16 protein-coding genes and 1 tRNA gene are annotated in these 18604 nt (G+C 69.3%); 11 read left to right on the top strand and 6 right to left on the bottom strand.

The genetic code is table 11. The features are described from left to right. Window positions 1–621 precede the first annotated feature (621 nt). Window positions 622–1161 carry a DUF2199 domain-containing protein gene (locus ACLL9L_RS17970; protein WP_411286019.1) on the bottom strand — a complete coding sequence of 180 codons (540 nt, stop codon included), beginning with the start codon at window positions 1159–1161 and terminating at the stop codon, window positions 622–624. Window positions 1162–1670: 509 nt separating this feature from the next. Here ACLL9L_RS17970 and ACLL9L_RS17965 point away from each other — a divergent pair. Beyond that, the gene (locus ACLL9L_RS17965) at window positions 1671–3140 is read left to right on the top strand and encodes a multicopper oxidase family protein (protein ID WP_411286018.1); all 1470 of its coding nucleotides are present in this window, start codon (window positions 1671–1673) and stop codon (window positions 3138–3140) included. Window positions 3141–3356: 216 nt separating this feature from the next. Further along, entirely contained in the window at window positions 3357–3515 is a 159-nt protein-coding gene (locus ACLL9L_RS17960) for an excisionase family DNA-binding protein (protein WP_411286017.1), read from the top strand. 1245 nt (window positions 3516–4760) lie between these two features. Here ACLL9L_RS17960 and ACLL9L_RS17955 read toward each other — a convergent pair. After that, a tRNA-Gly gene (locus tag ACLL9L_RS17955) sits at window positions 4761–4834 on the bottom strand. Between the two features lie 157 nt (window positions 4835–4991). Between ACLL9L_RS17955 and dcd the strand changes: the two genes are divergently transcribed. The 7 genes from dcd to ACLL9L_RS17920 all read left to right on the top strand — a co-directional run bounded on the left by dcd (window position 4992) and on the right by ACLL9L_RS17920 (window position 11079). Further along, complete coding sequence (gene dcd, locus ACLL9L_RS17950) at window positions 4992–5567, top strand: dCTP deaminase (protein ID WP_411286016.1); 576 nt, start codon at window positions 4992–4994, stop codon at window positions 5565–5567. Window positions 5568–5651: 84 nt separating this feature from the next. Continuing rightward, on the top strand, window positions 5652–6347 hold the full coding sequence (locus tag ACLL9L_RS17945) for an alpha/beta hydrolase (protein WP_411286015.1): 696 nt from the start codon (window positions 5652–5654) through the stop codon (window positions 6345–6347). 52 nt (window positions 6348–6399) lie between these two features. Next, window positions 6400–7530: an ABC transporter ATP-binding protein gene (locus tag ACLL9L_RS17940; RefSeq protein ID WP_411286014.1), complete on the top strand. Its 1131-nt coding sequence runs from the start codon at window positions 6400–6402 to the stop codon at window positions 7528–7530. Beyond that, a complete protein-coding gene (locus ACLL9L_RS17935) occupies window positions 7527–8165 on the top strand; it encodes an ABC transporter permease (protein WP_411286013.1) in 639 nt (212 codons plus the stop codon). Before ACLL9L_RS17940 ends, ACLL9L_RS17935 begins: the two co-directional genes overlap by 4 nt. Before the next feature lie 4 nt (window positions 8166–8169). Further along, the gene (locus ACLL9L_RS17930; protein WP_411286012.1) at window positions 8170–8943 is read left to right on the top strand and encodes an ABC transporter permease; all 774 of its coding nucleotides are present in this window, start codon (window positions 8170–8172) and stop codon (window positions 8941–8943) included. Continuing rightward, the gene (locus tag ACLL9L_RS17925; RefSeq protein ID WP_411286011.1) at window positions 8940–9857 is read left to right on the top strand and encodes an ABC transporter substrate-binding protein; all 918 of its coding nucleotides are present in this window, start codon (window positions 8940–8942) and stop codon (window positions 9855–9857) included. The genes ACLL9L_RS17930 and ACLL9L_RS17925 overlap by 4 nt, the downstream gene beginning before the upstream one ends. A gap of 115 nt (window positions 9858–9972) precedes the next feature. Beyond that, on the top strand, window positions 9973–11079 hold the full coding sequence (locus ACLL9L_RS17920) for a DNA polymerase IV (protein ID WP_411286051.1): 1107 nt from the start codon (window positions 9973–9975) through the stop codon (window positions 11077–11079). Here the strand turns inward: ACLL9L_RS17920 and ACLL9L_RS17915 are convergent, their stop codons facing one another. Further along, window positions 11080–13332, bottom strand: coding sequence for a heterodisulfide reductase-related iron-sulfur binding cluster (locus ACLL9L_RS17915; protein ID WP_411286010.1), 2253 nt, complete (start codon window positions 13330–13332; stop codon window positions 11080–11082). Window positions 13333–13527: 195 nt separating this feature from the next. Between ACLL9L_RS17915 and cysK the strand changes: the two genes are divergently transcribed. Continuing rightward, window positions 13528–14457, top strand: a complete 930-nt coding sequence (gene cysK / locus ACLL9L_RS17910; RefSeq protein ID WP_411286009.1) for a cysteine synthase A — start codon at window positions 13528–13530, stop codon at window positions 14455–14457. Between the two features lies 1 nt (window position 14458). Continuing rightward, window positions 14459–15076, top strand: coding sequence for a serine O-acetyltransferase EpsC (gene epsC / locus ACLL9L_RS17905; protein ID WP_411286008.1), 618 nt, complete (start codon window positions 14459–14461; stop codon window positions 15074–15076). 22 nt (window positions 15077–15098) lie between these two features. On the opposite strand, the gene ACLL9L_RS17900 is transcribed toward epsC, so the two are convergent. The 3 genes from ACLL9L_RS17900 to ACLL9L_RS17890 form a co-directional block, all read right to left on the bottom strand. Further along, entirely contained in the window at window positions 15099–17624 is a 2526-nt protein-coding gene (locus ACLL9L_RS17900; protein ID WP_411286007.1) for a CHAT domain-containing protein, read from the bottom strand. Between the two features lie 36 nt (window positions 17625–17660). After that, window positions 17661–18185, bottom strand: coding sequence for a hypothetical protein (locus ACLL9L_RS17895; RefSeq protein ID WP_411286006.1), 525 nt, complete (start codon window positions 18183–18185; stop codon window positions 17661–17663). Continuing rightward, window positions 18182–18604 (bottom strand): RNA polymerase sigma factor (locus ACLL9L_RS17890; RefSeq protein WP_411286005.1); only part of this gene is annotated, 423 nt, incomplete at its 5' end. The genes ACLL9L_RS17890 and ACLL9L_RS17895, both read right to left, overlap by 4 nt.

Here is an 18604-nt window from a genome sequence, read left to right as displayed (position 1 = left end):
AGTTCGGGCCGCCGCCCAGGTCGTCGGGTTCAGCCATGCGGCGGTTACAGTCCCCGTCCTATCTGTCGGTGGCGATGGCGTGGGAGACGCTTACGCTTACGTCCAGAACCACAGGTTGCGTCGCCTGGCTGGGATGCCAGCCCGCGGGCGGGCCATGTGAAACGCGACCTGGCACACCGCGTACATGATGGGTCCCTCGATGAGAGTGACCACGTCGTGCTGCCCAGTGCGCCATTTGGTCACAGAGTGACTGGCGGCCGTCACGATCAGGAAAGGCATGAAGACGACCCAGATCCGAAGCATGAGTCGGGTGGGATCCATCTCGGCCCCTGTCTGGCAGCGCAATGATCGGTGGTTGTCTACCGCACGATCGCCTCAGACTCGAGTCTGTGGTGTCGGCGACGGTAGTGCAGCTCAGTCAGTTTGTGCAGAGAGAGCCACCGTACCCATAGCGGAGCACAAGAGCCCGGCGGAGTGGCCGGGTCAAGAGTGGACGGAGTCCATCGCGGAGCGACGCCTCAGCGCCCTTGATGCGGTCCGGAGTCGGGCGGATGCGCAAGACGGGTCGGCGGCTCGCAGGTGAGTGTCGAACGCAGGTCTCCGACGTGCTCGGCTGCTGGCCTAGGGTCCGGCTGAGGCGAGGAGGTCGCTGTTGAGTTGCGCCAGCCGGTGGGTGTCGATCCCGGCTTCCTGCTCGGCCTGCAGGGGGTGACCGGCTGCCCGGGTGATGCGGACATGCGGGACTTCACCGGGCGGGCGGTTGTGGATCTCAACGGCAAGTCCTGAGGTCAGTGTCGTGTACGGAAGGTCAGTTTCCAGGGTGCCTTTCACCGGGTCTGCTGCCACGCGACGCGGGTCGGCGAGTGTGCGCGTGAGCGCTCGGAAGTCGGGCTCCGATACCTCGACCCAGACGTTCCAGATGAAGAAGGGGTCAGCATGACCCGTCAACGGAATACGAAGGTGGCCCCGCACGCAGAAGTGCCACTGGCCGTTGGTCTTGACCCGGCAGAAGCTGCGGGATCGTCGACCTAAGAGGCGAGCAGGCAGCGACGCCCGGTGCCAGGCGAGCGGTGCGTCGGGTCCGAAGCAGGTGATCAGGCCGACGTGTGTGCGTCCGCATTCTCGGCAGACCCACCCTTCTTCGCTTTCTCGCAGAGCCATGGGGTGATTGTCCACCTAGGCCCTTGACCCCATGGAGGTCAACGCAGCAACGTCGGAGGGCCCGCCCGGCAAGCGACGCCCCCGATGTGGGCGCGACATTCGCCGAGCGTGAATTGAGGGCCGGCTTGGCGCTGCGAGCTTGTGGCTCAGATGGACGTTACCCTCCCCGCTCGTGTTCGACGGCCCGTCGGGTCCCGGAACTGCTGCCGTGCTGCCTTGACGGTCTCGGTCATCTCGACCCGGATCCCCCCGGGTGACGTCCGACTCTGCTGGGTCAGGCGGTCGTCTTGCTGGTCGAGGCCGGCGACGTACCACTGAGAACCCAAGGTTTCCCCAAGCAGCGCAAACCACCCTTTGGTGAAGACCAGCGGCAACCGGGGATCGGTCTGCCTCTACAAGACCTCATCGTGGAGATTGGCGGCGACATGACTGACACAGGCATGACCCCCAGCAGGACAAGGGCTACTTCTATGGTCCGGGTCGCAAAAGCCAGGATGTGGGGCGAAGGCGTGCAGATCTTCGGCAACCTGTTGCGAACGTCCGGTCTGGGGCGGGTCGTGCCCGTCGTCGTTGGCGGGCTGGTGGCCGCGGTCGTGCTGGCGCCGGTGTCGGCAAGCTCGTGGGGCGGCGGGTCCACCGGCTGCGCGAACAGCGGCTGTACGACGCCGTTCGCTGTGCCGTTGCCCATCCCGCAGACCCTGTCACCAACGAGCCAGGACGCGACGACGGATTACTACACGGTCACCGAACAGCCGGCGAACCTGTCCGTAATTCCGGGCAAGACCACCCCGATGTGGACCTACAACGGCACCTGGCCCGGGCCGGTGATCAAGGCCACCAGCGGCCGTCAGGTCAAGCTGCACGTCATCAACAACCTCAGCTTCGCGACCACGACACACCTGCATGGCGCGCACGTCGCCCCGTCTTCGGACGGCGGACCGGTTGACCTGGTGCCCGTCGGTGGGACCCGGGACTATGTGTACCCGAACAACGAGAGCGCCCGGACACAGTGGTACCACGACCACGTCAAGGACCTCACCGGCAAGAACGTGTACATGGGCCTGGCCGGCCTGTACCTGATCTCCGACGCCCAAGAGCAGGCCCTCAACCTGCCCAACGGCGCGTATGACGTGCCGCTGGCCATCCAGGACAGGACCTTCAACACCGACGGCACCCTGGCCTACGCCCCTTCATCCAGTGACTACCGGACCGGGCTGATGGGAGACACCCTGTTCGTCAACGGCGCGGCCCAGCCCTATCTCAAGGTGTCGACGCACAAGTACCGGTTCCGGATCCTCAATGGCTCCAACGCCAGGTACTACACGTTCTCGCTCTCCAACGGTGCGACCATGTCCCAGATCGCCACAGAAGCCGGCCTGCTGTCCAAGCCCTACGCCCAGTCCTCGATCACCCTGGCGCCAGCCGAACGTGCCGACGTCGTCGTCGACTTCGGCAACGTCCCGGTCGGCACGTCGGTCACCCTCCGCAACAACTCGGGCTGGAACGGAGCCACCGACATCATGAGGTTCGACGTCAACAGCTCGACCAACGACCCCAGCACAGTGCCGGCGACCCTGCGGCCATTCACCCCACTGAGCGCGTCAGCGGTCAGCGTCCGACGCACCTTCACCATCGAGCAGCAGCGCGACGGCATGTGGACCTTCAACGGCAAGATGTACGACTCGGCCCGGGTCGACGCCAATGTCGCGCTCGGCGCCACCGAAGAGTGGACCTTCCAAAACAAGTCAGGACAGGATCACCCGATCCACATGCACGACATCAACTTCCAAGTCGTCAGCGGCGCCAACTCCAGCAGCAGCGGACCGAACTCGGAGTGGAAGGAAACCATCAACGTCCCGTCATGGTCCAGCGTGACAGTGCGAACCCAGTTCCCGGACTTCACCGGAATCTACATGTTCCACTGCCACATCCTCGAACACGAAGACCACATGCTCATGAGCCAGTTCAAGGTCGGCTGATTCTGCGGCCCGATTTTGTCGTCGCTCTGCCGATGTTGTGTCGTCACCGTCGGTGAGGACGTATTGAACCGAGCCAAGTCTCCCGCCGGAGGTCCGCCGGCGGGGCCTTGGTGATGATGATTCCAGCAGGGTCCGATCGGACCGTGCCAGGGACGAGTGCAAAGGGGCAGGCATGGACATAGGGCTGGACTTGGATGAGGCCGCCCGCCGGATGGGGTGGGGAAGAAGTTCCCCCGGCGGCTGGTCGCGGATCGGCGGATCCGGTTCGTCAACGTGGGCCGGTTCGTGAGGATTCTGGAGTCGGCGCTGAAGGAGTTCGTCGCCGCAGGGATCGTCGAGCCGGTCGTGCGGGCCTACCGGAGCCGGCTGACGTGACCGGGGCGACGGGGAGCAGCGGTCGGAAGCGACGGGATTGGGGGTCGGTGCGGCGGTTGCCGTCGGGCCGTTGGCAGGGCCGCTTACCTGGGGGTAGATGGGCTGCGGCGAACGGTCCCGAGGACGTTCCGGATCAAGGCTGACGCGCTGGCGTGGCTGGCGGTCAAGCAGTCGGAGATGCTGCGAGGGGAGTGGCTGGATCCTGACCTGAGGCGGATCACGGTCGACGAGTACGTCACGCGCTGGGTGAGCGAACATCGGCTGAGCCCGCGGCCCCGCGACCTGTACGAAGGGCTGAACCGGTTGCACATCCGCCCGGTACTTGGCGGTGTCCCCCTCGGGGGCATGTCGACCGAGAAGGCTCGCAATTGGCGTGCCGAACTGCTGCGGACGGGAAGGTCCGAGGGCGTGGTGGTGAAGGCCTATCGGCTGCCTCGGGTCGCGGTTAACACGGCTGTGGACGATGGTCGGATCGGCAGTAACCCTTGTCGTCTCAAGGGAGCGGACTCGGCGCACTCACCCGAACGGCCGATTACCTCGGTGCGGCAGGTGTTCGCCTTGGCACGGGCCGTTGGTCCTCAGCACCCGGGTCTTCGTGCTGAGTGCGGCGTTGACGAGTCTGCGGTGGGGCGAGCTGATCGCACTCAGGCGCAGGGACCTCGACTTGGCCAAGGGGCTGGCGTGCGTGCACCGGAGTCTGATCGAGGTTGGTGGAAGGCCGGTGGTGTCCCCGCCGAAGAACAACAGCGTGCGGACGGTCACACTGCCGGCCGTTCTCATGGACGAGTTGGCTGCCCACCTCGCGGCACGCGTGCCCCCGGGTGGGGAGGCCCTGGTCTTCGCCGGCGAGAGGGGGGCGACTCCCCGTCGCGGGAACTGGCGGGCCAATGTCGGCACGGCTGGCGCCGTAGCGAAAACTGGGCTGCCGCCGGGGTTCCACTTCCACGACTCAAGGCACGCGGGGAACCACTTGGTCGCCCAGGCCGGGCCTCGACCCGCGAGCTGATACAGCGGATGGGGCACTCGACGGTGTTGGCAGCGTTGATCCACCAGCACGACACCAAGGATTGATCCTAGCCCCTGGCTGAACGGCTGAACGCGATGGCCGCGGCGCAGCAGGGCGGCCAGCGTGAGCGGTAAGTGGGCCCCCCTTAGGGCACGTGGTGGGCACGCGACCAGGGGAGTCTCGTGGAGAGGGGCGGCGATGGCAGTGGCCTCGAGGGCGCTGACCTGCCGTTTCGTGGGTGGAGCGGGCGACGAGAATCGAACTCGCATGTCCAGCTTGGGAAGCTGGCGCTCTACCATTGAGCTACGCCCGCGCTGTGGCCGTTCGATCGTCCCGAGAGACGCCCGCAGCGGCAGCGCGTCACGCAGCATAACCGATCCCCCGGCGCGGGCCTGACCGCTCAGGCGCAGCCAAGGCGCACGGCATACGGGCGCCGGCCCGACCACCTGCCACGCGCTAACCTCTCCCTCGTGCTGCTCTCCGACAGGGACATCCGCGCCGAGATCGACGGCGGACGGGTCGGGCTCGACCCGTGGGACCCCGAGATGGTCCAGCCGTCGAGCGTCGACGTCCGGCTCGACAAGTACTTCCGGTTGTTCGACAACCACAAGTACCCCTACATCGACCCGGCGGAGGACCAGCCCGACCTGACCAGGCTGGTCGAGGTCGGGCACGGGGAGCCGTTCATCCTGCATCCGGGCGAGTTCGTGCTCGGGTCGATCCTCGAGACCGTCACCCTGCCCGACGACATCGCCGCCCGCGTCGAGGGCAAGTCGAGCCTCGGGCGGCTCGGCCTGCTCACCCATGCGACCGCAGGCTTCGTCGACCCCGGGTTCAGTGGCCACGTCACCCTCGAGCTGTCCAACGTCGCCACCCTCCCGATCAAGCTGTGGCCTGGCATGAAGGTCGGCCAGCTCTGCTTCTTCCGCCTGTCGAGCCCGGTCGAGAACGTCTACGGCAGCGCGAAGTACGGCTCGCACTACCAGGGCCAGCGCGGCCCGACCGCAAGCCGCTCGTTCGCGAACTTCCACCGCACCGAGGTCTGAGCGGTCCGTCCCATCCGGCGACGGCACCCGTGACGAATCCCCGTCGTGACAACTTCGACAGGCCCCCGATCTAGGGTGGGGACGGTGCCGACCTCCGACCTGCGCTGGGACAAGACCCCCGCCGACCCCCGGGCGGTGGTGCTCGTCCTGCACGGCGGTCAGGACTCCAGCAGGCGCCCCGCCAGCTGGACCAACCTCGCGGTGCTCCGGATGATCCCGATCGCGTGGAACATCGGCCGGGCCGGCGGCGGTGAGCTCGCCGTCGTGCGGCTCCGGTATGCCGTGCGGGGCTGGAACGGCGCCGAGCAGAGCCCCGTGGCGGACACCCGGGCAGCCCTGGACGCCATCGAGTCGCGCTACCCCGGGGTGCCGATCGCGCTGGTGGGCCACTCGATGGGCGGGCGCGTCGCCCTGCGGCTCAGCCACGACGAACGCGTGCACGACATCGTCGGGCTCGCGCCCTGGGTCAGTGGGGGCGACGAGGTCCAGCCCCACCCCGGGCTGCGCCTCTTCGTCATCCACGGGCTCGCCGACCGGATCACCTCCCCGAAGGCCAGCCGTCAGGTCGTCGAGACGCTGCAGGCCAGCGGCCGGCTCGCCTCCTTCGTCGGGTTGCGGGGGGAGATGCACGCCATGCTCCACCGGTGGCGCACCTGGGACCAGCTCACCGCGGGCTTCCTGCGCGGCTCGCACGCCCCGCCCGCCGAGCTCGACGGCGAGGCGACGTTTGAACGCCTCGGCGGCAGGGCATCATCAGAACCGGTTCTCACAGTTATCTGACAGAGACATTGCGCGACGGCCGATGTCGCACGCCTCGGTTAGGTTGGCCTGCATGATTCGCTTCGAAACGGTGTCGAAGCAGTACCCCGGGGGTACGACGGCGGTCGACAGGCTCCGGCTCGAGGCCCCGTCCGGGCAGATCACCGTCCTCGTGGGGCCCTCGGGCTGCGGCAAGACGACCACGCTGCGGATGGTCAACCGGATGATCGAGCCGACGTCCGGCTCCATCTGGCTCGACGACCAGGACACGGCCAGGCTCGACGAGGCCGCGCTGCGCCGGGGCATCGGGTACGTCATCCAGCACGCGGGGCTGTTCCCGCACCGGACCGTCGTCGACAACGTCGGCACCGTCCCGCGCCTGCTCGGGTGGGACCGGCGCAAGACCGAGAAGCGGTCGATGGAGCTGCTCGAGCGGGTCGGCCTGGACCTCGCCTTCGCGAAGCGCTACCCCAGCCAGCTCTCCGGCGGCCAGCAGCAGCGCGTCGGCGTCGCCCGCGCGCTCGCCGCCGACCCGCCGATCATGCTGATGGACGAGCCGTTCTCGGCGGTCGACCCCATCGTCCGCGAGCAGCTGCAGGACGAGTTCCTCCGACTCCAGGCCGACCTCGACAAGACCATCCTCTTCGTGACCCACGACATCGACGAGGCAATCAAGCTCGGCGACCAGGTCGCGGTCCTGCGCGTCGGGGGAGTGCTGGCCCAGGTGGCCGACCCCGCCTACCTGCTGGCTCACCCCGCCGACGACTTCGTCGCGGACTTCGTCGGCCGCGACCGCGGCTACCGGGCGCTCGGCTTCCACGAGGCCCCCCCTCTGCCGCTCAGCCCCGAGCCGACGATCGGCCTCGGGGCGACGCCCGCCGAGGCTCGGGCCGCCTCCCTCGACGGTTGGCTCCTCGTCGTCGACGAGGACCGCCACCCCCTCGGCTGGGTCGAGCCGGACCGCCTCAGCGCTCCCATCGACCGGCAGACCCTCCATCGCGGCGGCACGGTCGCCGCCGCCGGGGGGCCCCTGCGCAACGTCCTCGACGCGGCACTGTCCTCCCCCGCCCGCCGGGGGGTGCTCGTCAATGCCTCCGGTGTGTTCGTCGGCACGGTCCGGGCCCACCAGGTCCTCACGGCGATCGAGCAGACCCGGCGGCCCGAGGCCGGCACCGCCGAGCGCCAGCCCGAGGACGCCCGGTGACCTGGGTCCTGGACCACCTCGGCGACATCGCGAGGTATGCCGGGCAGCACAGTCTGCTGGCCGGCATACCGCTCGTCGTCGGTCTGGTCCTCGCCCTGCCGTTGGGGTGGCTGGCCCGGCGCAGCTCGCGCCTCTACGGAGTGATCATCGCCGGCAGTGGCCTGCTCTACACGATCCCCAGCCTCGCCCTCTTCATCCTCATGCCACTGGTGCTCGGCACCCGCATCCTCGACACCGCCAACGTCTACGTGGCGATGACCCTTTACACCCTCGCGCTGCTCGTGCGGACCGTCGCCGACGGGCTCGGCGCGGTGTCGGAGTCGACCCGGCAGGCCGCCACGGCCATGGGGTTCACCGGTCTCGGCCAGCTCGTGAAGGTCGACCTCCCGCTGGCGATCCCCGTGATCGCCGCCGGCCTGCGGGTCGCGGCGGTCAGCAACGTCAGCATCGTCAGCGTCTCGTCGCTCGTCGGTTTCCCCCAGCTCGGCTACTACCTCACCGACGGCTACCAGCGCTCGTTCCCCACCGAGATCATCGTCGGGATCGTCGGGTGCGTCCTGCTCGCCCTGGCCTTCGACACGCTGATCCGCGCCGGGGCGTGGGCCCTGACCCCGTGGCAGCGAGTGAGGGGGTGAGGGGGTGATCAACGGCATCCTGCAGTGGCTCACCGACCCTGCGCACTGGACCGGCAACCAGGGCATCCTGCGCCGCATCGTCGAGCACCTCGAGTACTCCGCGATCAGCCTCGTCATCGCGGCAGCCATCGCCATCCCCGTCGGCATCTACGTCGGACACAGCGGTCACGGCAAATGGGCGGTGGCCGTGGCGAACTCGTTGCGGGCTGTCCCCAGCCTCGGCCTGCTCTTCGCGGTGTCGATGTGGATCGGGCCGAGGATCTCCAGCGACCTCGCCTACGTCATTCCCAGCGTCCTCGTCCTCGTCCTGCTCGCCGTCCCGCCCATCCTGTCGGGGACCTTCTCCGGCATCACCGAGGTCGACCCGGCGGCGCGCGACGCCGCCAGGGGGATGGGCATGACCGGCCCGGAGGTGCTGCGCCACGTGGAGCTGCCGTGCGCGCTCCCGCTGCTCCTGTCGGGAGTGCGGAGCGCCACGCTGCAGGTCATCGCCACCGCGACCATCGCCGCGGCGATCAGCCTCGGCGGGCTGGGCCGCTTCCTCATCGACGGTCTCGCCGTCAGTGACTACGCCCAGATGGCCGGCGGGGCCCTGCTCGTCGCCGTGCTCGCCCTCGTCGTCGACGGGGGGCTGGCCCTCGTCCAGCGCTCGGTCGTCTCCCCCGGTCTGACCGGGAAGTTTCGGGGCAACCGTCTGGTTGACCCCACCGAAGAGGGGGGCGCTCGTGTCCCCGTGCCCACCGACCCTCCCGTCGAGAAGAAGAGAGAACTCGTATGAAGCGCACGATCATGCTCACGGCTGCTACGGCGGTCGCGGCGCTGACGCTCGCGGCCTGTGGCGGCGGCTCCGACCCGACGAAGGCCGCCGATGCCGGCGCCACGGGAGGCAGTGCGTCCTCGACGATCACGGTGGGTTCTGCGGACTTCTCCGAGTCCCAGCTGCTCGGCGAGATCTACGCCGGCGCCCTCAAGGCCAAGGGTGTCGACGTCAAGACGCGGCCCAACATCGGCAGCCGTGAGGTCTACCTCAAGGCCCTGCAGGACAAGTCGATCGACATCGTCCCGGAATACACCGGCTCGCTGCTGACCTTCCTCAAGGGCAACTCCCAGAACAACGACCCCAACAGTGTCTACACGGCACTCAAGACGGCCCTCCCGGCCGATCTCGTCGCCCTCGACAAGTCCACGGCGGAGGACAAGAACTCCCTCGTCGTCACCAAGGACGTCGCCGCGAAGTTCTCGCTGAAGTCCATCGCCGATCTCAAGGCGAAGGAGGGCGAGATCACCGTGGCCGCTCCGCCGGAGTTCCAGTCGCGCGCCCAGGGCATGCCCGGTCTGAAGTCGCAGTACGACATCACGCTCAAGGAGCTGCGTCCCCTCAAGGGCAAGGCCATCGTCGACGCCCTCCTCGGCGGTCAGGCGCAGGTCGGCCTGATCTTCAGCACCGACCCGTCGATCGTGACCAATGGTTTCATCACCCTCGAGGACCCGAAGCTCCTCTTCGGCTCCGACAACGTGGTCCCGCTCGTGCGCAAGGACAAGGTGAACGACACTGTCACCGCTGCCCTCAACGCCGTCTCGGCCAAGCTTGACACCCCGACGCTGGCCGACCTCGTCAAGCAGGTCGACGTCGACAAGAAGGACGCCTCTGCCGTGGCGAAGGACTTCCTCGGCAAGAACAGCCTCGGCTGACCGACCGCGCGGGTGAGCACCCGGCATACCTTGCGCACCCGGCCTGCGTGCGGGAGGCCTGCGTGCGGGAGGCCTGAGGTATGCCGGTCGCTCGCCCCGCGTGCTTGAATCGTCCATGCGCTGGGTCCTGCACGTCGACCTCGACCAGTTCGTGGCCGCCGTCGAGGTCCTGCGTGACCCGAGCCTGGCGGGTCGGCCGGTCGTCGTCGGTGGACGCGGCGACCCCAGCGAGCGGGCCGTCGTGTCGACGGCGTCCTACGAGGCGCGCGAGTCCGGCGTCGGGTCCGGGATGCCGTTGCGGATCGCGGCCCTCAGGCTGCCAGACGCAGTGTTCCTCCCGGTGGATGCGCCGCTCTACGAGGCAGCCTCGGCCGAGGTGATGGACACCTTGCGGACGTTCGACGCCGTGGTCCAGGTCATGGGCTGGGACGAGGCGTTCCTGGGGGTGCAGACGCCCGACCCGGAGGCGATGGCAGCCCTCGTGCAGGCGGCGGTGCTCGAGGCCACCGGCCTGCACTGCTCGATCGGGATCGGCGACAACAGGCTCCGGGCGAAGATCGCGACCGGGTTCGGCAAGCCCCGCGGGATGTTCCGACTGACCGCGGTCAACTGGGTCGAGGTGATGGCCGAGCGGCCGACCGAGGCGTTGTGGGGGATCGGGCGCAAGACGGCGAAGAAGTTGTCGGCCCTCGGGATCGAGACCGTCGGTCAGCTGGCGGCGTCGGACCCCGCCGTCCTGGCGGAGCGCCTCGGTCCGACGATGGGTCCGTTCTTCCACCGCCTCGGCAACGGCGTCGACCTCTCCCCGGTCGATGACACGCCCTGGGTCGCGCGGGGGCACGGGAGGGAGACGACGTTCCAGCAGGACCTCACCGACTGGGCCGACGTCGAGGCGCAGGTGCGGGCGCTGGCGCTGCGCGTCCGGGAGGACATCCTCCAGGAGGGTCGGCGCGCTGTGCGGGTCGGGCTGAAGGTGCGCTACGTGCCCTTCGACACCCACACGGCGGGTGCGGCGCTGCCATCGCCCACCTTGGACGCAGAGGTCATCGTCGAGGCGGCGGCAGCGCTGGTCAGCCGGTTCGACCACGGCCGGGCGGTCCGGTTGCTGGGCGTGCGGCTCGAGATGGAGACGCTCTCGGCCCCGCCTCCCGGGCCAGCCTCCCGGGTGGAGGTATATCCGAGCCGTCTAGCGCTCGGATATACCTCCACCCAGGAGGGTTAGTCAGGAGCGGCGCACCGCGGCGAGGAGCATCTGGGCGACGTCCACCACCTCGACGTCCTCACGGGCCGAGCCGTCCGCCTGCTTGCCGGTCAGGCCGTCGCTGATCATCACCTTGCAGAACGGGCAGCCGACGGCGATCCGGTCGGCGCCCGTGGCGAGCGCCTCCTCGGTCCGGTTGAGGTTGATCCGGGTGCCGAGCTTCTCCTCCATCCACATCCGCGCGCCACCGGCGCCGCAGCAGAATGACTTCTCGCCGTGGCGCGGCATCTCGGTCAGGGTCACGCCGGGCAGCGAGCCGATGAGCTCGCGCGGCGGGGCGTAGACGTTGTTGTGGCGGCCCAGGTAACAGGGGTCGTGGTAGGTGACCTTCTCCGCGGTCGACGCGGCACCGACCGACGACGCCTCGTCCGGCCGGGCCACGGGCACGAGCCGCTTTTCGCGGACCAGCCGGTTCAGCAGCTGGGTGTGGTGCACGACCTCATAGGTGCCGCCCACCTGGGGGTACTCGTTCTTGAGGGTGTTGAAGCAGTGCGCGCAGGTCACGACGATCTTCGTCGCGCCGACCTCGTTGAGCATCTCGACGTTCTGCTGGGCGAGCATCTGGAAGAGGAACTCGTTGCCCGCGCGACGAGCCGAGTCACCGGTGCAGGCCTCGCCATCACCCAGGACCGCAAACGAGACGCCCGCGGTGTCGAGCAGCTCGGCCACGGCGCGCGTCGTCTTCTTGGCCCGGTCCTCCAACGCTCCCGCGCAGCCGACCCAGAAGAGATAGTCCACCTCGGACAGGTCCTCGACGTCCTGGCCCACGATCCTGACCGGAAACGGAAGGTCCTTCGCCCAGTCCAGACGCATCCGGGGCGCCATGCCCCACGGGTTGGCGTTCTTCTCGAGGTTCTTGAAGAGGCCGCCCAGCTCGCTGGGGAAGGCCGACTCGATGAGCACCTGGTAACGGCGCATGTCGACGATCTCGTCGACGTGCTCGATGTCGACGGGGCACTGCTCGACGCAGGCCCCGCAGGTCGTGCAGGACCACAGCACGTCCTGGTCGATGACGGCGTCCGGGCCATGCGGGTTGTATGCCGTGAGTGGCGCGTCCGCGGCATACCCCGTCGCGCCGACCAGGGAGCCCACCGCCGCGGCAGCCTTCGTCCTGTCGCTGAGGCCCTCGCCACTCTCGCGGACCTCCTCGCTGGCGAGCAGCCACGGGGACTTGGCGTGCGCGTGGTCGCGCAGCGCCATGATGAGCAGCTTGGGCGAGAGCGGCTTGTCGGTGTTCCAGGCCGGGCACTGACTCTGGCAGCGACCGCACTCGGTGCAGGTGGTGAAGTCCAGCAGGCCCTTCCAGGTGAAGTCCTCGACCTTGCCGACGCCGAGCGCCGCGTCTTCGTCGAGCTCCTCGATCTCCTCGAAGTTGATCGGCTCGCCCTTGACCGAGATCGGCTGCAGCGGGCCGAGGGAGGTGCGGCCGTCGGCGTGCCGCTTGAAGAAGATGTTGAAGAAGGCGAGGAAGCGGTGCCAGGCGACGCCCATCGTCGGCTGGAGGGCGATGGTGATCATCCACGCGAAGGAGATGAGGATCTTGACCGCGGCGACGATGACGATGAGGTTCGTGACGGTGGCGGTGTCCAGGCCGAGGAACGCGTTGCCGATCCAGCCGGTGAGCGGGAAGTGCAGCGCGGTGTCCTGGCCGGTGCCGAGCTGGCGGGCGAGGGTCCACTCGAGGCCCCGCAGGACCCCGATGCAGAGCGTGACCCCGAGGATCGTCAGCTCGACGTAGTAGGCCTGCCAGAAGCTCGAGCCATAGAAGCGGGAGCGGCGTCCGCCCTCACCGGCAGCGCTGCGCGGGTGGTTCTGCTGGCGGATCGCCATCAGCACGAGGATGCTGATGAAGCCGCCGAAGGCGAAGACGTCGGTGACCCACTCGTAGAGGAAGAAGTGCCCGATCAACGGGAGCGCGAACTCCGGCTGGAAGAGCTGTCCGAAGGCGTTGATGAGCGTGAAGAACAGGACGCCGAACGAGACCATGGTGAACCAGTGCGCGACGGCGACGACCGGCAGCCGCGACATCCGGGTGTGACCGAGGAACTCACGGACCAGCGTGACGGCGCGCGCGCCCCTGGCGTCGGTGCGCATCTCGGGCTGGCCGAGCCGGAACGTCGCGAGGAAGTGGTTGACGGTCTTGACGAGCAGCGCGATGCCTGTGAGCGTCACGGCGAAGCACACGACGACGGCCACGATCTGGAGGGCGTTCATGCCTCGGGAGTCTACTGACCGGTAAGCGGGCGCTCACCGGATTGTGACTCGTGCCGCGCCCCACCGCGCCCGAGCGCCGGAGCAACGGCGTGACGTGAGGAGCCCCTCGGCGATAACGTGCTCTTGGAATATGTATAACGGGACGTGAGTTGTCGTCTCAGACCACTGCTGCCCTCTCGACGTAAAGGCTGACCTGTGCCCATCCACGACGACGTGACCTCCCTCATCGGCAACACCCCGCTGGTGCGCCTCAACAAGGTGATGGACGGTGCCAAGGCGACCGTCGCGGCGAAGCTCGAGTTCTACAACCCCGCCAGCTCCGTCAAGGACCGCATCGGGGTCGCCATCGTGGACGCCGCGGAGAAGTCCGGCCAGCTCCAGCCCGGAGGCACCATCGTCGAGGCGACGTCCGGCAACACCGGCATCGCCCTGGCGATGGTCGGAGCGGCGCGCGGCTACAAGGTCGTCCTGACGATGCCCGAGTCGATGTCCAAGGAGCGCCGGGCACTGCTGCGGGCCTTTGGGGCCGAGCTCGTCCTCACGGACCCGTCGACCGGCATGAAGGGCGCCGTCGAGGCGTCCGAGGAGATCGTCAAGGAGCGCGGCGGTGTGCTCGCCCGCCAGTTCGCCAACGAGGCCAACCCGGAGATCCACCGTCGCACGACGGCCGAGGAGATCTGGAAGGACACCGACGGCCTGGTCGACTTCGTTGTGGCCGGCATCGGCACGGGCGGCACGATCACCGGGGTCGGCCAGGCCCTGAAGAAGCACAACCCTGACATCAAGATCATCGCCGTCGAGCCTGCCGAGTCGCCGATCCTCAATGGTGGCAAGGCCGGACCGCACAAGATCCAGGGCATCGGCGCGAACTTCGTCCCCGAGATCCTCGACACGACGATCTACGACGAGGTCATCGACGTCGACGCCGAGACCTCCGTGCACTACGCCCGTCGGGCCGCCACCGAGGAGGGCCTGCTCGTCGGCCTCTCCTCCGGTTCTGCGCTCGCGGCCGCCTCGCAGGTGGCCAACCGCCCCGAGAATGAGGGCAAGCTCATCGTCGTCATCATCCCGAGCTTCGGCGAGCGCTACCTCTCGACGATCCTCTTCGAAGGTCTCGTCGACTGACATGGCCCTTCACCACCACGGACGCAGGGGTGGCAGCACCTGGTATGCCGTGAAGGCGGCGGTTCTCGAGGACGTCGACGCGGCCATCTCCCGCGACCCGGCCGCCCAGTCCCGGCTCGAGACGTTCCTCGCCTCGCCGGGTCTGCACGCGGTCTGGGTCTACCGGCTGGCCCACCGGCTCTGGCTCAACCCGGCATACCGGCTCCCTTCCCGGCTGCTCTCGCAGGTGGCCCGAGCCGCGACCGGCGTCGAGATCCACCCCGGTGCGACCATCGGCCGGAGGTTCTTCATCGACCACGGGATGGGCGTCGTCATCGGGGAGACGGCGGTCGTCGGGGACGACGTCATGCTCTACCATGGCGTCACGCTCGGCGGTCGCTCGCTCCAGCGAGTGAAGCGTCACCCGACGGTCGGTGACCGGGTCACCATCGGAGCCGGCGCGCGAGTCCTTGGCGACATCACCATCGGGGACGACGCCCAGGTGGGCGCGAACTCCGTTGTCACGAGGGACGTTCCGGCGGGCGCGGTGGCGGTGGGCATCCCCGCCCAGATCCGCCAGCCCGTCCCGGGGCTGACCCCCGAGGAGCTCCTCGACGAGATCCCGGCGATCTGGATCTGACCGCCGCGGCAGCGGCCTCGACCTAGTCGATCGCCTCCCACGTGGAGCCGAAGCAGACGAACGGTGCAGGCCGACTGAGGTCGCCGTCCGCGGCGAGGCCCAGCGCGGCCGCCGAGTCGACGCCGGTCGCGAGGAGCTCGTGGTAGCGGCGCATCGTCGCGTACGCGGTGGTGTCGTCCACGCGGGAGATGGAGCTGACCACGCAGCGCGCGCCCATGCTGAGGAAGGCCGCCGTCAACCCGAGCACCTCGCCGCCCGGGCGCGGGGTCGTCAGCCCGAGGTCGCATGCGGACAGGACGATGTGCTCGGCCAGCTGGGCGTCCTGCGTGATGTCGTAGGCGAACAACGGCCCGCCGGCGAGGCGGATGCTCGAGAAGAGCGGGTTGTCCCGGTTGTGGGTGCCGTGGGCGGCGATGTGGACGAGGTCGTGCGAGGTCAGCGCCGCGGCGAGCGAGGTGGCGGCGCCCCGGCTCGACTCGACGGCCCTCCCCATGGTCCAGGTGGCCGCGACGTCCCGCACCTCCTGACCGGCGAGGGGGAGCCCCGGTCCGGCCACGGCGACGACCTGTGGGTGGGATCGTGCCTCGTCCTGCAGACCGCGGAGCCACCTGCTCGACGACAGGGACACCGTGGTGGACAGGCCATGGCGGCGGGGCAACATGCCCCACGGCACCGACGCGAGGGTGCGGGTGGGCACGACGACGAGCGGTGCGTCATCGGCGAGGGACGAGGGCAGGAGTGCGGCCTGGAGGCGGGTCAGGTCACGCCGGAGTGAGCTGGTGACGGCGGCCCTCAGCGGGTCCGGGAGGAGGCGGCCGGCGAGGGCGTCCAGGTCGGCACGCACCCGCGCAAGCAGGGCCGCCACGTCCGACCACGGCACCATGCTCTCGACCCGGCACCGACCGTTGCTGACGGTCACCGCGGCGAGCTGGTGGTCGAGGATGTAGTAGGAGATGACGTCCGTGTGGCGAGCCGCCAGGGGTGGACGGAGCTCGCTGAGCCGCACCGACCGCTCGGAGCGGCCGTCGTCCTGCAGACGCCACTCACGCTCACGGATCGACCTCTCGAGCGCCTGCTGGCGGCGGCGTGGCCGGTCGATGCTGCTGCCTGGCGGCGTGTTGCGGATCTCCTCGGTGACGATGCGCAGCTGCGACAGCAGGCCCGCGAGCTCAGGATCACTGGGAGGTGTCACTGCGGTCCGGCGGTGCGACATCGCGCGCCACCGCTCGAGCGAGTCGAACACGGAGCTCGGGGACGACGACTCGAGGGCGATCCGCAGGTCGAGCTGGGCGAGCCGGCCACCGTGCACGGCCATCGCCGTGCGTAGGTCGAGACTGTGGTGGCGAGCCTGTTGCTCGGCGAGGGTGGTCAACCCGATCCGGAGCTCACGACGGGCGTGGGTGAACTCACCGGCTGCCCGGGCCACGCCGGCTCGGACCAGGTGCCGGTGGAGGCGGGCACTGAGGGGATCGCGTCCCCCCGGCGGCCCGAGACGGGCGAGGACGGCCACCGCCTGGTCGACGTGCCCGAGGGCCAGGTGCGCCTCGGCGGCGATGAGCGACACCTCGGGATCGGTGGGTGCGTCCACCCCCGCAGCGGCGATCGAGCTGCGGATCTCGCGGCTGACCCGGGCCGGGCCGCCCTTGGAGTCCAGGGATGCCTGCCACCGGGTCACGTCGGCGCGCGACTGCCACGCCGTGCTCTGGCGCCGACGGAAATCGCGTCGGGCGCGGCTGGAGTGGGTCTTGGCGAGCTGCCAGTCGCCCTGCAGGAGGGCGCACTGGGCCCGGGCGAGGTGGGTCTCGGCCCGGTCCTGGTTGGCGCGCTCGATGGTGAGCAACGCGCTGGCCCTCGCCAGCGACTCCTCGGCCTCGGCGAGGAGCCCGGCCTCCATGAGGACGCGCGCCCGGTCCAGGAACCACACACTGCGGGAGACGTCGACGTCGAGCGCATCCGCGCGGGCGAAGGCCTCGAGGGCCACCGGGAGGTCGCCGGACAGGAACTCTGCGTAGCCGAGGTTGTGCCGAGCCTTGAACTCGACGCTGGGTATGCCGTTCAGCAGCGCCATCTCGGCGCTGCGGGCCAGGTCGGCCCGCGCCAGGGCGAGGTCGCCGCGGTGGAGGTGGACCGAGCCACGGTTGAGCAGTAGGGCTGCCTGGTCGCGGATCTCGAGGGCGTCGAGGAGCAGGATGGCCTCGTCGAACTCCACCAGGGAAGCGGGCAGGTCCCCGCTGCGGACGAGCATCAGTCCCCGCAGGTCATGCACGAGGCCGACGACGTCGACTCCGTCACTCGCCTCAGCCTCTGCCTGCGCCTCGCGGAGACGCTCCTGGCCGCGGGCCAGTCCGTGGACCTCGAACTCCGACCAGGCCAGCGTGATGAGCAGGCGGGCCTTGGTGTGGGCCCACTGGTCCCGCTCCTGGGGCCTGAGCCGCTCGGTCTCCGCAAGCAGCCGCAGGGCCCGGTGCACGATGCGCGCTCCCCGCGCCGGGTGCCCGGAGTCGTTCGTGCTCCGGGCGAGGCGGGCCAGCTCCTCGACGCGCCGCAAGAGGCCCTCCCGGTCCGACGTGGTGTCCTCCTTCTCTCACAGCTCGATGGCCGGCGTGATCACCGCGTGCTCCCCGCCGCTCCCCTCCGTCGGGCGCAGCACGAGCTGGGCAAGACCCCGGGTGACGTCGTCGAAGACGAAACGACCATCCTCGTCGGCGACGATGTGGTGGCGGGTCTCGCCCACCCGCAGCTCGATCTGGAGGAAGGCGCCCGGTGCCGCCCAACCGTCGAGCCGCACGGAGTCGGCCGTGATCGGGGTGATCGTGACCATCGTCGTCACCGTATCGCTGGTGAAGGTCACGGTGCGGGCTTTGAGCAGATCATCCGACGTCAGCTCGGAGCGGGCCACGCGCTCAGGCACCGAGTCGCGCTGCAGGCGGGCGACCTCGGCCTCGAGGTCGTCGAGGGTGATCGCGAACTTCACCCTCTCGAGCAGGCCGGGCGGCACGGGGTCGCCGTGCTCGTAGATGGCCCGGAGGCCCGCGAGGGCGAGCAGGTCCAGGTCGTCCACGCCTCCCTGCTCGAGCTCGTCGAGTCGGCGGGTCGAGTCGGCGTTCATGAGGTCCCCCAGTGTGGGTCGGCGTCGAGGAGCAGGCGGAGTTTGGCCAGGCAGCGGCCACGCGTCGGGCCGATGCTGCCGACCGGCATACCGAGCGCGGCCGCGACGGCGGCGTAGTCCGGTCGGTCCGAGAAGGCGACGACCCGCAGCAGGCTGCGGCACCGCTCGGGCAGCGACTCAAGGTGACCCCAGAGCGCCCGGCCCTCGAGCGTGGCCATGGCGGCCGTCTCGGGCCCGTCCGTCACGAGGTCGCCCGAGGTCTCGAGGTCCTCCGTCTCCGGCAGGGGCCGCAGGCGCTGGGCGTCCTTGACGACCCGCCAGCTCTCGCGCTTGGCGGTGACGATGAGCCAGGCGAGCACGGCCCGCGGATCATGGATCGACTCGGCGTGGTGGACGAGGCGCAGCCAGGTGGTCTGGAC

This window comes from Lapillicoccus sp., assembly GCF_046595215.1.
Taxonomy (GTDB): domain Bacteria; phylum Actinomycetota; class Actinomycetes; order Actinomycetales; family Dermatophilaceae; genus Lapillicoccus.
This window is presented reverse-complemented; position numbering and strand designations above follow the sequence as displayed.

What these genes read in the sequence shown, in the direction of transcription:
- ACLL9L_RS17970 (WP_411286019.1), bottom strand. Translation starts at nt 1,161, where the DNA reads ATGGCTCTGCGAGAAAGCGAAGAAGGGTGGGTCTGCCGAGAATGCGGA.
- ACLL9L_RS17940 (WP_411286014.1), top strand. Translation starts at nt 6,400, where the DNA reads ATGATTCGCTTCGAAACGGTGTCGAAGCAGTACCCCGGGGGTACGACG.
- ACLL9L_RS17925 (WP_411286011.1), top strand. Translation starts at nt 8,940, where the DNA reads ATGAAGCGCACGATCATGCTCACGGCTGCTACGGCGGTCGCGGCGCTG.
- ACLL9L_RS17920 (WP_411286051.1), top strand. Translation starts at nt 9,973, where the DNA reads ATGCGCTGGGTCCTGCACGTCGACCTCGACCAGTTCGTGGCCGCCGTC.
- ACLL9L_RS17915 (WP_411286010.1), bottom strand. Translation starts at nt 13,332, where the DNA reads ATGAACGCCCTCCAGATCGTGGCCGTCGTCGTGTGCTTCGCCGTGACG.
- epsC (WP_411286008.1), top strand. Translation starts at nt 14,459, where the DNA reads ATGGCCCTTCACCACCACGGACGCAGGGGTGGCAGCACCTGGTATGCC.
- ACLL9L_RS17895 (WP_411286006.1), bottom strand. Translation starts at nt 18,185, where the DNA reads ATGAACGCCGACTCGACCCGCCGACTCGACGAGCTCGAGCAGGGAGGC.